Source organism: Clostridium sp., from assembly GCF_050717515.1.
GTDB lineage: Bacteria > Bacillota > Clostridia > Clostridiales > Clostridiaceae > Clostridium_AD.
Genome location: NZ_JBOITL010000036.1, coordinates 197,897 through 212,508, shown reverse-complemented (window position 1 = coordinate 212,508; position 14,612 = coordinate 197,897). Strand labels below are relative to the sequence as shown.

The following is a 14,612-nucleotide window of genomic DNA, read 5'->3' as shown; positions in this document are numbered from 1 at the left end:
CGAAGAAGATGATTTTACGATATTTCAGCACCCAAGATAATATTTACTGTTAGGCACATGAAAATAAATTAAGGGATATATGGTTCAACATAGTATGCATTTATGATATACTTTAAAAGAATTTTAATATACTTTTAAGGTAGATAGGTGGGGGACAATAAATGCTAGATTTGTTTAAGCAGAAAATATGTGAACTATATAATATTATTTTAAGTCCAATAGATGATATGTTTAAAATAACTGCACTAGAAAATTATAAAAGGGAAATAGAATTTTTACATCAGAAAAGCTTTGGCAGTGCTTATTATGAGTTTATTAAAAACAATAAAGAAAAAGGCACAGTGTACACGCCAGAACCAATATCTTCTTATATGATAGAAAACACCATAAAAGCGAAACAGGTAGTAGAGAACCCCTATATAAAGATTGTGGACCCTTCTTGTGGCACAGGAAACATATTAATTTGTTGTTTTAAATTTCTTAGAAATTTATATGTGGATAATTTAAATATAATTAATGAAAAAAACGGATTGGATTTAAATTTGGAAAGTATTGATGAGCATATAATAACACATAATTTATATGGATTTGATATTGATGATATAGCTACAAAAATTCTTATTATAGATTTATATGATTTAAGTAAGGGTAGCATATGCAATAATATTTTTAATATGGACTTTTTATTATATGAAAGTGAACATAAATATGACATTTTTATAGGCAATCCACCCTATGTGGGTAAAAAATCTATAGATAAGGCATACGCAGACCATTTGAAAGTTAGATATAGTGAAGTGTATAGTGATAAAGGGGATCTATCCTATTGTTTTTTCAAAAAAGCATTAGAAGACCTTGAAAATGGAGGAAAGCTCACTTTTATTACTTCTAGGTACTTTTTAGAATCACCTAGTGGAGAGGATTTAAGGAAGGTATTAAAAGAATTATGCAAGATAGACAAAATTATTGATTTTTATGGCATAAGGCCATTTAAAAATATAGGAATAGACCCTGTGATTTTATTTATAACAAATTATCAAAATGAGGATAATGAAATTCAAATCATAAAACCAATAGACCTAAAAAGTAAAAATAAAAATGAATTTTACAACAGTATATTTTTAAAAAGTGGAAATAAATATAATAGTTTTATCCTTAATAAAAATAAATTAAATAGTAAAGGCTGGATTTTAATAGATGAGACCCAGAGAAATATAATAAATAAAATAGAACAAAAGTGTTTTACACATCTAAGTAATATATGTAATAGCTATCAAGGTGTAATAACTGGTTGTGACAAAGCTTTTGTGATAAGTAAGGATACTTATCTAAATGAAAAAATCGAAGTGAATTTAATAAAACCTTGGATTAAAAGTAGTTACATAGAAAAAAATTCCGTTTTAAGAAGAGATAGTTACATAATATATTCAGATTTAATTAATAATCCTGAAGAGTACCCAAGGGCCATAGCTCATATTGAAAAAAATGTGGAAAAACTAATAAAAAGAAGAGAATGCGAAAGAGGTATTAGAAAATGGTATGAACTTCAATGGGGTAGAGATCAAAATATATTTGAATCAGAAAAGATAATTTTCCCTTTTAAAGCAAGTAGTAATAGATTTGCCCTTGACAAGGGAAGTTATTTTAGTGCGGATGTATATGCATTGATATTAAAAGAAAATGTACCTTTTACTTATGATTTTTTATTATATTTATTAAATAGTAAAATCTATGAATTTTACTTTAAGACCTTTGCAAAAAAACTAGGTGAAGATGCTTATGAGTATTATCCAAATAATTTAATGAAATTGTGCATACCAGTTACCATGGATTTTGTAGACAAAGACGAGAATTATTTATATGATTATTTTCACTTTAGTGAAGAAGAAAAAAAGATTATACTTGAGTAAGTATAATCTTTTTTTCTATTTAATTAAATCTTCTACAAACTTAGGTAAGGCGAATGAAGCTTTATGTAGCTTTTTAGTGTAGTATCTAGTATCAAATTCATAAGTAGCTGATAAATCTACTGTTTCTGGGTCGTATTTTTTTGAACCTACAGTAAAGCTCCAGTAGCCACTTGGATAAGTAGGAATAGCTGCCATAAATAATTTTGTAACAGGAAATACAGATTTTGCATCATTAAAAACTCTTTTTACTACTTCAGGAAGGAAAAAGGGAGTTTCTGTTTGTGCAATGAAAATGCCATCTTCTGTTAGACATTCAGATATTTCTTTGTAGAAGCTTCCTCCAAATAATCCTTCAGCAGCTCCAAAAGGGTCAGTGGAGTCTACAATTACTACGTCAAATTCATTTTTATGATCATGAACGTATTTTATACCATCCCCAATAAAAACTTCACATTTGGGGTTGTCTAGAGCACAACTTATTTCAGGAAGATATTTTTTACATTCTGTAACAACATCTACATCGATTTCGCAAAGAACTGCTTTCTCAATACCTGGGTGTTTTAACACTTCGCGAATAGTGCCTCCGTCTCCGCCACCAACAACAAGAACTTTTTTAGGATTCGGATGAGTAAATAGAGGAATATGAGTAATCATTTCGTGATATACGTATTCGTCTTCAATAGTAGTCTGAACTATTCCATCGAGCACTAGCATTCTTCCAAAGGCCTCAGTATCAAGAATTGCAAGTTCTTGGAACTGCGTTGTTTTTGTTACCAGAGTTTCTTTTATTTTATAAGTCATAGCAGCACTTTCTATTTGACCTTCTTTAAACCACATATCCATTGTTATTCCTCCTCATATTTTTGGGGTAGATAATAATTAACAATAGTTATCTACTTATATTTTCCCAATTAACAGTTACTTTCAAAAGTTAAACAACAATAGTATAACAATGATTTTGATATAGGGCAATAGTTTGATGTAGTCAACTTATTTATTGAACTTATTTATCACATAATGTATTAAATGAATATAAATGGTTAGAATATAAAAAAACGAATAAATATTATAAAAAAAAAGAAGGAAAATTATGTAATTAGTAGAATATATAAGAAAGGTACAATATTTATAAATAACTAAAAAGTTGTTTTAATTTAAAATGATTCAAGGGGGAAGAAGATGCATTTAAATTTTGAGAGTAGCCAAGATAAATTGATTGTTTACATGTCTGGAGAACTAGACCATCATAGTGCTGAAGAAGTAAGGAATATGATAGACGATCGCTTAGACCGGGATAACTACAACAAATTAATTATGGATTTCCAGGGAGTGTCGTTTATGGACAGTTCCGGCATTGGAGTGGTTATTGGAAGATATAAAAAGTTACATATGAGAAATGGAAAAGTGTGTGTAACAAGCATTAAATCTTCAGTAAAAAGAGTGTTCGAATTGTCAGGAATGTTTAAAATCATCATGCTGTATGACGATGTTGAACAAGCTGTAAACAATATTTAGTGGGGGGATTAATATGGGTCAAAATAGAATTAAAATTGAATTTTTAAGTAAATCCCAGAATGAAGGTTTTGCAAGAGTAGCCGTAGCAGCATTTGCTTCGCAATTAGATCCTACAATTGAAGAAATTAGCGATGTTAAAACTGCGGTATCAGAAGCCGTTACAAATGCCATTATTCATGGATATGATAGCGAAGAAGAAATGATTACTATAGAAGCTATTATTAATGAAAATGAATTAACAGTGATAATAAACGACCTCGGAAAAGGAATTGACAATCTAGAGATTGCTATGCAACCATTGTATACTTCCCGGCCAGACTTAGAGAGGTCAGGTATGGGTTTTACTGTAATGGAAACTTTTATGGACAGCTTAGAAGTAAAGTCTGATAAAGGTAGGGGAACAAGTATAATAATGAAAAAAATATTTAATCCTCTATGTTAGGTGGAATATTATGGATCAAAAAATAGTTAAAAAAAATAATTATAATTATGAAGATAATATGCTTCTCATTCAATTGGCTAGAGAGGGGGAGCCGGGTGCGCTAGATAAGCTAGTAGAAATGAATTTACCATTGGTTGCATCAATTAGCAAAAAATTTCTCAATAGGGGATATGAGTATGATGATATATTCCAAATTGGTTGTATTGGCCTAGTAAAAGCAATTAATAATTTTGACACTAAGTACAATGTGAAATTTTCTACTTATGCAGTTCCAATGATAATGGGAGAAATTAAAAGATTCCTCAGGGATGACGGAATTATAAAAGTAAGTAGAAGTGTTAAAAACACTGCAAGAAAATTACATTATGATAAAGACACGCTAACAAAAGAATTAGGTAGAGATCCTACCATTGAAGAACTATCAGTTTTTTCTAATATAGAAAAAGAAGATATAGTATACGCACTAGAGTCTGCGAGCAACATGCAGTATTTGTTTGATACAATACACCAAGATGATGGTGCACCAGTACTGCTAATAGATAAATTAAGTGAAAAATATGAAGAAGATAATGAGATTTTAGATAAAATTGCCCTTAAAGAAGCGCTTAGAAAACTGGATGCAAAGTCAAGGCAAATAATTATGCTCAGGTATTTTAAAGATAATACACAAATTCAGGTAGCTAAAATGATGGGAATCAGCCAAGTACAAGTATCAAGAATTGAAAAGAAAGTTTTGAAAATAATGAAAGAAAAGTTGAGTGGTTAAGATGAAATATAGATAAACAATTTCAATGTTCTATTTTGAAGTTGTTTATCTATAAATGATTCTTATTTTTTTTTGACTAAAAATTATATAATTGCAAATAATAATACAAGGATTTAACATATTCTAATAAAATGATGCAATTTAATTAATAATTAGTATCTACTCTAGAGAACTACAAGGAGGCATTTCATGAAAGTGGAAGAAAAAACTATAAGAAAAAAATTTGAGCATCTTAACTCTAATAAAATCCCTAAGCCTAAATTAGGGCTACATTGCTTTAATGCATTTTGGGTTGGAGGAACAATATGTGTAATTGGACAATTTATTGGTGATTTTTTTTCTAAAATGGGTGTTCCTAGTGATGAACTAGGGACTTATGTTTCCATAGTTATGGTCTTTCTAGGAGCTATATTTACGGGAATTGGTATATATGATAAGTTAGGTGATTTTGCAGGAGCAGGCTCTGTTGTGCCAATTACTGGGTTTGCAAATTCAATTGTGTCACCAGCAATGGAATTTAAAAAAGAGGGTTTTGTTTTTGGCGTAGCGGCTAAAATGTTTACTATTGCAGGACCTGTTTTAGTATATGGTATTGGTTCATCTGTAATTGTAGGGATTTTATATTATTTTTTAAGGTGGTGATTAAAAATGGGTAGAAGAATAGGACTTCAAACAGTAGAAATTCAGTGTAAACCTAGAATTATTGGTACCTATAATATAGTGGGGCCTAAGGAAGGGCAAGGGCCATTAAAAGAGTATTTTGATAGAATTCTAGAAGATGATCTTAATGGAACTGAGAGTTTTGAAAAAGCTGAAACTAGTTTATTGTATACGGCTGTTGTAGAGAGTATAAAAAAAGCAAAACTAAAAGAAGTTGATATAAATTATCTACTAGCAGGAGATTTACTAAATCAGTTAATATCTTCAAGTTTTGCAGCAAGAGATTTGAATATACCTTTTTTGGGGCTTTATGGAGCCTGTTCTACTATGGCAGAGTCCTTAAGTATAGGTGCAATGATAATGGAAGGAAACATGGCTAATTATGTTGTAGCGGCTACTTCGTCACATTTCTCCTCGGCTGAAAGACAATATAGATTACCCTTAGAGATGGGAAGTCAGAGAGCTCCAACGGCACAATGGACGGTTACAGGTGCAGGGGCAATGGTTTTGGGGAAAAAAGGCGATTTTCCTTATGTAACACATGTTACAACTGGGAAAGTTAAAGACTATGGAATAAGTGATGTAAATAATATGGGGGTTGCTATGGCGCCCGCAGCGGTGGACACTATTAAGCAACACTTTATGGACACGGGTAGAAAACCATCAGATTATGATATTATTGCTACCGGAGACCTAGGCATGGTAGGAAGAAAGTTTACAGAAGAATTGCTCTTAGAATATAAGTATGATATGAAAGGGCGTTATATTGACTGTGGTGAGAAAATTTTCAATGCTGAAAAACAAGGAACTAATGCAGGTGGTAGTGGTTGTGGGTGCTCTGCAGTAGTTGCAACAGGGTATTTATACAAAAATATGCTAAAGGGAAAATTCAAAAGAATACTTCTAGTGTCTACAGGAGCGTTGCTAAGTCCTACCTCATCTTTGCAAGGAGAAACAATACCTGGAATAGCACATGCCGTTTGTATAGAGTTTGGAGGTGAATAAATGGATGAATAATTACATTATGGCTTTTATAGTTGGGGGATCAATTTGCGTAATAGGTCAAATACTCATGGACACTACAAAATTAACTCCAGCTCGAATATTAGTTGTATTTGTAACTGGTGGTGTAATATTAGGTGCATTAAATATATATGATGTGGTAATAAAATATGGGAAAGCAGGTGGAAGCATACCACTGCCAGGGTTTGGTTATAGCTTAGCTAAAAGCGTAATGAAGGAAGTAGATGAGATTGGTCTTATAGGCGCATTTACAGGAGGAATAAAAGGAACTGCTGGAGGGATTACCGCTGCGATTTTTTTTGGATATATTATGGCGTTAATATTTAATCCTAAGACTAAAGGCTAAAAAAAAACTACTATCAAAATTTTAGTATTTGATAGTAGTTTTTTATTTCTGTTTAAGGAGTAGTAACTGGAGGAGTAACAACTGGAGGAGTAACAACTGGAGGAGTAACAACTTCAGGATTATTAGGTTCCACTGGTATTCCATCATCAGTTGGAGGAGTGTCAACCGGAGGAACTATAACGGGCGGAGTAATAATTTGATTTGAAAAATTATCAACTGCCGTTGGTAATACGTAAGCTGAGTCTAATAATTGTGAATTAGGAGAATTCCTCTTTATAAAAATCCTTCTTTCGATTTTTCCAGGTGGAGTAAAATCTGAGGCGAGAACATAGTTGCCATTAGGACCCTTGGTAACTTCAGCCAGAACATGTATGCTATCTAGTGTTGTAGGCTGAGTTCCGTCAATAAATAGTTCAGAGTACACCCTATTGCCTCTTGGGTCCGCATTAGTAAAATCTGTAGGTATATCACCAGAATCCTTTGAGACAGAATAGGAAGATATACCAGAAGGCCGCTCTACTTCCTTAACTGGAAGAGAGGCATGGGCTTCTTTCATAATTTTCCCCCACAGTAAGGCGGCAGTAGTACTACCCATTTCTTTTATTTTAGCTCCATCATCTGTTCCAATCCAAATAGCTGCAGAGTAATAAGGCGTTAAGCCAACAAACCATAAGTTTTTTGAATCAGAAGAAGTCCCAGTTTTACCTCTTACAGGCATTTCGCTAAAAACAGCACCTGGACCAGTTCCACCTTCGCTTACAGGTCCTTGTAGTAAATCATACATTATATAGGCACTTTGAGGAGATAATACAGTTTTTGGATCATATTTTGTTTGAAGTAATACTTTACCACTTCTATCAACTACTTTAGTATATAATCTTGGAGTAGTTTTCATCCCGTTGTTACCAAAAACACCATATGCAGCGGCCATTGTGAGAGGATTAGTTCCCTTATAACTACCACCATCTAATTGACCTAGTGCCATAGCAGACATACTTTTCTTATCGGTTTCATCTAGTTGTAATCCGAATTTCTGACCATAAGAAACACCTGTCTTAAGACTAATCATATCCTCGAGTTTCACAGCAGCCACGTTAACTGACTTCTTCAAACATTCTCTTAGAGTTAAATACCCATAATATTTATCAGGTGAATTTCTAGGATCATAAGGAGGGTCACCGGGAGCAACGTATTTCTTTCCGATTTCCGCAGGTACAGGGGAATCTTCAATAATTGTAGAAGCTGTAGCAATTTTCGAATCAATAGCTGGACTATATACGGTTAGTGGCTTAATGCTTGAGCCAGGAGCCTTTAAGAAGTCACTAGAGGCAGCTCTATTATATGACATAGGACCTTCAACACCACGGCCACCTATAATAGTTTTAACCTCACCGGTGCGATAATCCATGATAACGCAGGAAGCTTGGATATTTGCTTGTTTAAGGTTAAGGTTATCATACCTAGGAAATATATAATCATAGCTATTTTTTTTGTTCGCTTGAACAGGGTCATCAATTATAGTCTGTGATTTAGTTTGCATAGCTCTATCCATAGTTGTACTAATTTTTAAACCATCGTACATAAGCATGGAGTAGGCCTCTTCTTTGTTAATATTTAATGTTTTCATTAAATCCTCAGAAACCTGAAGAATTACAGGTCTAGAAAAGGACTCAAAGTTCATTTTGTTTGAGTTTTTTATTGAAAAATTAAATACCAGCTTTTCTGCTATAGCTGAATCAAATTGAGTTTTGCTGATTTTATTATATTTTAGCATGTTTTCAAGAACAGCTTTTGTTCTATTTGAAACTAAATCTTTTTTAGATTTAGATGCTTTATATGACAAATCATAAGAAAAACTAGGATTTTGTGCAGTACTAGCAATAAAAGCAGATTGTTTTAAGGACAAACCACCAATAGACTTACCAAAATATTGCTGGGAGGCGGCTTCTACACCGTGGGCTTTTCCACCTAAAAAAATAGTATTCATATAAGCCTCTAGAATTTGGGGTTTGGTCAAAACCTTCTCTAGCTTTAGCGACAGAAAAATTTCTTGAACTTTTCTTTTTATAGAAGTTCTGTTTTCTATAGAATCCTCTAAAAACATTCTATATTTAACCAATTGTTGAGTTATAGTTGAAGCACCTTGCAGACTTTTTTTACTACCAGTTATTTTTATTTTTATATCATTGAATACAGCGCCACCCAATCTTTTTATGTCAATACCAGGGTGGGTATCGAATCTAGAATCCTCAATACTTATAAATGCATCCTTAAGGATGATTGGAACGTTATTAATAGATATATTAGTTCTTCTTTCTGAGGTAATATATTCATCCATATACTTTTGAGAATTGTCATATAGTATTGAGGGTTCATCTAATTTTAAAAATGCATTAATATCTAAGTCAGGAGCTGTCTTAATCATAGCTAGAACTACTCCCCCCATAGCTACCATGGCTATTATGGTTATAAACAAAATTGCAAAAAAAATGCTTTTAAAAACTTTCTTACCAGTTGATTTTTTCTTCTTCTTCGGAGTGGTTTTTTTATCTTTCATTCAATATCCTCCTCGTATTTATCTGGAGCGGATGAAAATTATTAATTTCCAGGTATTAGTGTAAAATTCATATTATCTAAGTATAATTAGTTTTTAATATTATACCATATAAGTATGGTAATATAAAATATCCATTTTGATATGCTATTTAATTCTTTAGCTTAAAGGAGTTACATATAATAACATATAGCCTTAAATGGAGGTAATAAATATTAAAAATAAGCTTAAACACAATATTAAAACAAGAGTATTATTAATTATATCCATAATTATAATAAATTTTACAATATTCATATATATTTTTGATAAAACCGTAATGCCGACTGTAATGGCGGTGGCGGATGCAGAAATGAGAGCAAAAGCTACAGAAATTGTTAATAGAGCAATTATAAATGAATATTCCAAGCAGTTTAATTACGATGAGATTATAAAAATTGATAAAGATTCCCAGGGAAATATTGTAATGTTGAAAGCGGATACTTTGAAAATGAATAAAATAGCTTGTGATGTTGCTTTAGAATCACAAAAGGAACTCTTGAAATTGGGGGATATAGGCATCAAAATTCCTATAGGTTATATAACAAGAAATAACATTTTGTCTTACTATGGGCCACAGATAACAATAAAAATGCAGCCTATAGGCCTTGTAGAAACTAAATATTCTTCTGAGTTTGAAAGTGCAGGTATAAATCAAACGAGACATAAGATCTATGTTAAAGTAAAAACCACGGTTAGAGTAATTATTCCTTTGAAAAGTAATGATATCGAGGTAGCTAATGAAATACCCATTGCGGAAACTATTATAGTGGGAAAAACACCTAATACTGCAATTGGGTTAGACTTAAATGGTACAGGTTTTAAACTGGGTAATAGTGGTGATAAGTAACATAAATATAAAAAAGTACGTTATTTAAACGTACTTTTTTCATTTCTAATTATATTTTGTGGACATTTACAAAGGAAGTCATTAAAACAACTTACTCTTCCCAATTAAACACGTAGGGTATATTTCTATAGTAGTCTCCGTAATTTAATCCATAACCAACTACAAAAAGATCCGGAATTTCAAAACAACAATAATCTGGTATTATGTCAATTTTTCTTCTCTCATGTTTATCTAAAAGAACACAAGATTTAACAGAAGCAGCACCAAGGGACCTAACCCTAGTCATAATGGAATTCATAGTTATTCCTGTATCAACAATATCATCTACTATTAGCACATCAAAGCCAGAAATATTGTCAGGGATGTCATTTATAATATTAACTGTTCCGCTTGACTCTTCATCTGCACCATAACTTGAAGTTGTCATAAAGCCTATTTTTGTAGGTACAGTAATTTGACGTACAAGGTCTGCAGTAAATATGAAGCTACCTCGGAGTAATGAAAGAATATATAATTTTTTTCCATTATAATCTTTGGATATTTCGGCACCAAGTTGTCCAACTCTTTCATCAATTTGGTCTTTAGATATAAGAATATTTATTTTTTTATCATCCAATGTTAATCCCGCCCTCATTATATATTTACAATATTGATTCAATAGTATAAAATTATAGGATAGTTGTCAAGTATAAGAATAAGAAAAATTGTTAAAATATTATTAGAATGGAGTGATTTATGATGATATATGGAAATATTGATGGGGTTAAGAATTCAATTTTAAATAAATTAGAAACTGCTTGCGATATAAGAGTTTCAAAAGATTGTATTTTATCAGAAGAATTGGTAGATATACTAGTTGAGGTAACACAAGATTTAAATAGAGAAGTCAGTGCAGCAATTGATAGAAAAGGTAAAATAATTAGTATGGCAATTGGGGATAGTAGTACAGTGGAACTGCCTATAATTGATATAAGAGAAGGTCGATTATCTGGGGTTAAAGTAGTACACACTCATCCAAATGGAAATTCTAGATTATCTGCTCTTGATATGTCGGCACTAGTAAAACTAAAGTTAGATTGTATAGTGGCTATTGGAATATCAGAAAAAGAAGACTTAAAATATAATGTAGGTTTTTGTGGAATAGATAATAATATTCTAGTAGAAGAAGAAATAGGACCTCTGAGTATAGATAAAGTAATAGAATATGATATCATAGACAAAGTTAAACACATAGAAAAATTAATGAAGACAAGCGAAATCACTGAAGATGATGTAGAAAGAGCTATTTTAGTAGGCATAGAAAGCGAAGAGGATTTAGTGGAGCTAAGGGAACTTGCTAAGGCTTGTAATGTAGAAACTGTTGATATAATTCTGCAAAATAGACATAAAATAGATCCAGCCTTATACATAGGTAGTGGTAAAGCTGAAGAAATTGCGGGTATTAGGCAAGCGTTAAGAGCAAACGTAGTTATTTTTGATGATGAATTATCTGGCTCTCAAGTTAGAAATTTGGAAGAAGTGCTTGGTTGTAAGGTTATAGACAGGACTACATTAATATTAGAAATATTTGCACGAAGAGCAAGAACTAGGGAAGCAAAAATTCAAGTTGAACTTGCACAATTAAAATATAGGTTACCACGTTTAACAGGACTTGGAACTATGCTTTCAAGAACAGGTGCGGGAATTGGCACAAGAGGTCCTGGAGAGAAAAAATTAGAAATAGATAAAAGAAGAATACGCGAAGGTATTTTTGATTTGAATAAAGAATTAGAAAAAATAAGAACCACAAGAAATGTACAAAGGGAAAAGAGAAGTCGCGAAAGTATTTCAAAAATATCCTTAGTTGGGTACACTAATTCTGGAAAATCAACACTTAGAAATGTATTATGCGATGTAGCATCACTAAAAAGTGCCGTTCAAAAAGATAAAGTCTTTGAAGCAGATATGCTCTTTGCAACATTAGACGTAACAACAAGAGCACTACTATTACCTGATAATCGTGTGGCAGCAGTAACGGATACTGTAGGGTTTATAAGAAAACTTCCACATGACTTGGTGGAAGCCTTTAAATCTACATTAGAAGAAGTTGTATACTCAGATTTATTGATGCATATAGTAGATGTATCCTCAGAGAATGCAGAACTCCAAATAGAAGCTGTAGATGTGGTATTAACAGAACTTGCGGCAATTGATAAGCCAATGATATTGGTATTAAATAAAATTGATAAGGCCTCACCAGAAAACATCTTGAAGATTAAAGAAAAATATAAAAATTTGAAATGCATAGAAATATCAGCTAAGTATGGTACAAATTTGGAAGAGCTATTGAAAGAAGCATGTGAAGATCTTCCATATACTCTTAAAAAATTTAAGGTGCTTATTCCATACACTGATCAGTCCATGGTGGCATATTTGCATAGAGGTTCTAAGGTAGAATCAGAAGAATATAACGAAGAGGGAACACTTATGACAGTACAAGGGGACAATGAAGTTTATAATAAGTGTGAAAAATATATTTTAGTTTAATTTAAATTGGCGTTAATGTTGTAATGGATAAAGTTGTTTTATTACACTTTTAAAAAAAATCAAAATAAGTGTAATAAAATTTGCAGCCAGCTTATATAATTAAGTATTAGGTCTATAGCATTTATCATAGGGTTTAGGAGTAGATATGGGAGAGGATAAATTAAATTCAGATAATGAAAAGAGGCAAAATAAAAAAACAGTTAAGCAAAATGTGAAGAACCAATATGAAAAATTAATTATAGATGATATTACTCAGAAAGATAAGAATAGCAATGGAGATTCATCTATGAAACAACCATTATCTGACACAACTGATAGCAGTAATACCAGTGACACATGTAATAATTCTGATATTAAATCCTTGGCAGATAATCTTGTAAATATAAATGTTTTAAGATTTGAGTTGGATAGATTACCCTTGGACTTCAAAGCAAGGGCTTATTTTGAAAATGATGTGAAACCATTAACAGATACTTTAACAGTTTTATCATTTGCATCTGATAATTTTTCAATCGCTGCAATTAATATGGCAAATACGAACTTTGGTCATAGTCAGAAGATAAAAGATGCGCTAGACTTAGTTGAAGATGTCAATGTAATTGCTGAGGATTTAATTGAGGTATTGAAATGTAAAATTGATAACATGCTGAAATTATCAAGGTATGATTGCAAATAATTTTTTCTAATATTAAAGAGAATCAGGTTTGCTTTGAGCTTGGTTCTCTTTATTTTATTTACTAGAAAATTGTGTATTATTATTATGAAAACTGGTAAAAATATAATAATGATGAATTTGGAGGTGATATCATGGAAAAAGTGTGTCCAGTTTGCAATAATATAGAAATAAAGATTTGCAAGTGTGAAAAATGTAGTGCTATAATGAAGGATAAAGGAATAATACAAGAATATTTTGATGATTACAGTGCTAATATGGAGATTAATGACCATGATAAGTTCTGTGTTCATATATATCAGTGTAGTAATTGTAATTTTTATGAAAGAATTAAAATCAACAAAATATTGATTTAGAAAAAACACTTATTAGGATACTAAAGCACATTAAAAACGGGGGGGAACGGGAATGACAAAAACTATTTTACAGTATCAAAAGGCCTTTAATAGTGTAGTAGATAGGATAAAAATTGATGAAGCTGTTTTATCAGTAATGGTATTCGGAAGCATGGTGACAGGTGATTTATGGGAAGAATCAGATATTGATCTTTTCGTAATTGTCAAAGAGAATTTTGAGAAAATTCGAGATATATATACAGAAGAAAAGGGTGTTCCTGTTCATATTAAACTTATGGGTAAAGAAAAATTTATACAAATTTATTCTGACAATCTAAAGGGCGGATATATCCATAGAATTTTCTCATCTTCAAGGCTAGTATTTTCAAAAGATATGGATATAACAGTAAGGTTTGATGGTGGTAGATTTTTTCCGGATATTGATAGGGAACGATGGGGTATGTTTTTTTTAGGGAAACTGTTAAAAGATATGGGAGTATGTAAAAAGTATTTATGGAGCAATGGGATATATACGTCATATACTACAGCTATAAGATGTATAGAAAAGTATTCAAGACTCTTTGTTAATTCATCAGGGTATATGATTAGTAAAGACGTATTGACTATGGCTTTGAATTTAAATGAAGAATTTAAACAATGTGTTGATAAATTATTTTTTGAAAAGTCAAACATAGCAGAAACAATTCAAGAAACTATGACGTTTTTAGAGGAAAGCATAAATTCAAGTATTAAGAGTAATTGTAATTTGCTCTTAAACTTTATGAGAGAACAAGATAAATTTTTAAGTGCTGAGGAAATTATGGCAGAGGATTTGTTTAAGAATTTTGATATAGACATGGAAGAATTGCTTAATAAATTGTGGGAAAGAGATATTATTAAAAAGGAAACAAGAGATTTTAAGATTGACAAGGATAAAATCTTATTTAAACAAAATGTTTATTTTGTTTAATAT

15 protein-coding genes are annotated in these 14,612 nt (G+C 31.5%); 12 read left to right on the top strand and 3 right to left on the bottom strand.

Annotation, left to right across the window (positions count from 1 at the left end; all coding sequences use genetic code 11):
• Positions 1–161 precede the first annotated feature (161 nt).
• On the top strand, positions 162–1,910 hold the full coding sequence (locus tag ACREV6_RS20630; RefSeq protein ID WP_431579923.1) for an Eco57I restriction-modification methylase domain-containing protein: 1,749 nt from the start codon (positions 162–164) through the stop codon (positions 1,908–1,910).
• A 15-nt stretch (positions 1,911–1,925) separates the two neighbouring features.
• On the opposite strand, the gene speE is transcribed toward ACREV6_RS20630, so the two are convergent.
• A complete protein-coding gene (gene speE, locus ACREV6_RS20625; protein WP_431579922.1) occupies positions 1,926–2,753 on the bottom strand; it encodes a polyamine aminopropyltransferase in 828 nt (275 codons plus the stop codon).
• Positions 2,754–3,089: 336 nt separating this feature from the next.
• Here speE and spoIIAA point away from each other — a divergent pair, with 336 nt between their 5' ends.
• The 6 genes from spoIIAA (at position 3,090) to spoVAE (ending at position 6,662) form a co-directional block, all read left to right on the top strand.
• Positions 3,090–3,425 (top strand): anti-sigma F factor antagonist, encoded by a 336-nt coding sequence (gene spoIIAA, locus ACREV6_RS20620; RefSeq protein ID WP_431579921.1) that lies wholly within the window; start codon positions 3,090–3,092, stop codon positions 3,423–3,425.
• Positions 3,426–3,438: 13 nt separating this feature from the next.
• The gene (spoIIAB, locus tag ACREV6_RS20615; RefSeq protein ID WP_431579920.1) at positions 3,439–3,867 is read left to right on the top strand and encodes an anti-sigma F factor; all 429 of its coding nucleotides are present in this window, start codon (positions 3,439–3,441) and stop codon (positions 3,865–3,867) included.
• Positions 3,868–3,877: 10 nt separating this feature from the next.
• Positions 3,878–4,633 carry an RNA polymerase sporulation sigma factor SigF gene (gene sigF, locus ACREV6_RS20610; protein WP_431579919.1) on the top strand — a complete coding sequence of 252 codons (756 nt, stop codon included), beginning with the start codon at positions 3,878–3,880 and terminating at the stop codon, positions 4,631–4,633.
• Between the two features lie 189 nt (positions 4,634–4,822).
• Positions 4,823–5,275 carry a stage V sporulation protein AC gene (gene spoVAC / locus ACREV6_RS20605; RefSeq protein ID WP_431579918.1) on the top strand — a complete coding sequence of 151 codons (453 nt, stop codon included), beginning with the start codon at positions 4,823–4,825 and terminating at the stop codon, positions 5,273–5,275.
• Between the two features lie 6 nt (positions 5,276–5,281).
• On the top strand, positions 5,282–6,298 hold the full coding sequence (gene spoVAD / locus ACREV6_RS20600; protein WP_431579917.1) for a stage V sporulation protein AD: 1,017 nt from the start codon (positions 5,282–5,284) through the stop codon (positions 6,296–6,298).
• A gap of 4 nt (positions 6,299–6,302) precedes the next feature.
• Entirely contained in the window at positions 6,303–6,662 is a 360-nt protein-coding gene (gene spoVAE, locus ACREV6_RS20595; RefSeq protein WP_431579916.1) for a stage V sporulation protein AE, read from the top strand.
• 52 nt (positions 6,663–6,714) lie between these two features.
• Here spoVAE and ACREV6_RS20590 read toward each other — a convergent pair whose 3' ends face one another.
• Complete coding sequence (locus ACREV6_RS20590) at positions 6,715–9,219, bottom strand: transglycosylase domain-containing protein (RefSeq protein ID WP_431579915.1); 2,505 nt, start codon at positions 9,217–9,219, stop codon at positions 6,715–6,717.
• Between the two features lie 196 nt (positions 9,220–9,415).
• Between ACREV6_RS20590 and yunB the strand changes: the two genes are divergently transcribed.
• A complete protein-coding gene (gene yunB / locus ACREV6_RS20585) occupies positions 9,416–10,105 on the top strand; it encodes a sporulation protein YunB (RefSeq protein ID WP_431579914.1) in 690 nt (229 codons plus the stop codon).
• A 91-nt stretch (positions 10,106–10,196) separates the two neighbouring features.
• On the opposite strand, the gene hpt is transcribed toward yunB, so the two are convergent.
• Positions 10,197–10,739 carry a hypoxanthine phosphoribosyltransferase gene (gene hpt / locus ACREV6_RS20580; protein ID WP_431579913.1) on the bottom strand — a complete coding sequence of 181 codons (543 nt, stop codon included), beginning with the start codon at positions 10,737–10,739 and terminating at the stop codon, positions 10,197–10,199.
• A gap of 104 nt (positions 10,740–10,843) precedes the next feature.
• On the opposite strand from hpt, the gene hflX reads away from it, so the two are divergent.
• The 4 genes from hflX to ACREV6_RS20560 all read left to right on the top strand — a co-directional run bounded on the left by hflX (position 10,844) and on the right by ACREV6_RS20560 (position 14,609).
• Complete coding sequence (gene hflX / locus ACREV6_RS20575; RefSeq protein WP_431580049.1) at positions 10,844–12,631, top strand: GTPase HflX; 1,788 nt, start codon at positions 10,844–10,846, stop codon at positions 12,629–12,631.
• A 145-nt stretch (positions 12,632–12,776) separates the two neighbouring features.
• Positions 12,777–13,307, top strand: coding sequence for a hypothetical protein (locus ACREV6_RS20570; RefSeq protein ID WP_431579912.1), 531 nt, complete (start codon positions 12,777–12,779; stop codon positions 13,305–13,307).
• A 131-nt stretch (positions 13,308–13,438) separates the two neighbouring features.
• Positions 13,439–13,660, top strand: a complete 222-nt coding sequence (locus ACREV6_RS20565; RefSeq protein WP_431579911.1) for a hypothetical protein — start codon at positions 13,439–13,441, stop codon at positions 13,658–13,660.
• A 52-nt stretch (positions 13,661–13,712) separates the two neighbouring features.
• Entirely contained in the window at positions 13,713–14,609 is an 897-nt protein-coding gene (locus ACREV6_RS20560; protein ID WP_431579910.1) for a nucleotidyltransferase domain-containing protein, read from the top strand.
• The last annotated feature ends 3 nt before the right edge of the window (positions 14,610–14,612 follow it).

Coding starts and splice junctions, on each gene's coding strand:
- ACREV6_RS20630 (WP_431579923.1), top strand. CDS start 162: ATGCTAGATTTGTTTAAGCAGAAAATATGTGAACTATATAATATTATT.
- speE (WP_431579922.1), bottom strand. CDS start 2,753: ATGGATATGTGGTTTAAAGAAGGTCAAATAGAAAGTGCTGCTATGACT.
- spoIIAA (WP_431579921.1), top strand. CDS start 3,090: ATGCATTTAAATTTTGAGAGTAGCCAAGATAAATTGATTGTTTACATG.
- spoIIAB (WP_431579920.1), top strand. CDS start 3,439: ATGGGTCAAAATAGAATTAAAATTGAATTTTTAAGTAAATCCCAGAAT.
- sigF (WP_431579919.1), top strand. CDS start 3,878: ATGGATCAAAAAATAGTTAAAAAAAATAATTATAATTATGAAGATAAT.
- spoVAC (WP_431579918.1), top strand. CDS start 4,823: ATGAAAGTGGAAGAAAAAACTATAAGAAAAAAATTTGAGCATCTTAAC.
- spoVAD (WP_431579917.1), top strand. CDS start 5,282: ATGGGTAGAAGAATAGGACTTCAAACAGTAGAAATTCAGTGTAAACCT.
- spoVAE (WP_431579916.1), top strand. CDS start 6,303: ATGAATAATTACATTATGGCTTTTATAGTTGGGGGATCAATTTGCGTA.
- ACREV6_RS20590 (WP_431579915.1), bottom strand. CDS start 9,219: ATGAAAGATAAAAAAACCACTCCGAAGAAGAAGAAAAAATCAACTGGT.
- yunB (WP_431579914.1), top strand. CDS start 9,416: ATGGAGGTAATAAATATTAAAAATAAGCTTAAACACAATATTAAAACA.
- hpt (WP_431579913.1), bottom strand. CDS start 10,739: ATGAGGGCGGGATTAACATTGGATGATAAAAAAATAAATATTCTTATA.
- hflX (WP_431580049.1), top strand. CDS start 10,844: ATGATATATGGAAATATTGATGGGGTTAAGAATTCAATTTTAAATAAA.
- ACREV6_RS20570 (WP_431579912.1), top strand. CDS start 12,777: ATGGGAGAGGATAAATTAAATTCAGATAATGAAAAGAGGCAAAATAAA.
- ACREV6_RS20565 (WP_431579911.1), top strand. CDS start 13,439: ATGGAAAAAGTGTGTCCAGTTTGCAATAATATAGAAATAAAGATTTGC.
- ACREV6_RS20560 (WP_431579910.1), top strand. CDS start 13,713: ATGACAAAAACTATTTTACAGTATCAAAAGGCCTTTAATAGTGTAGTA.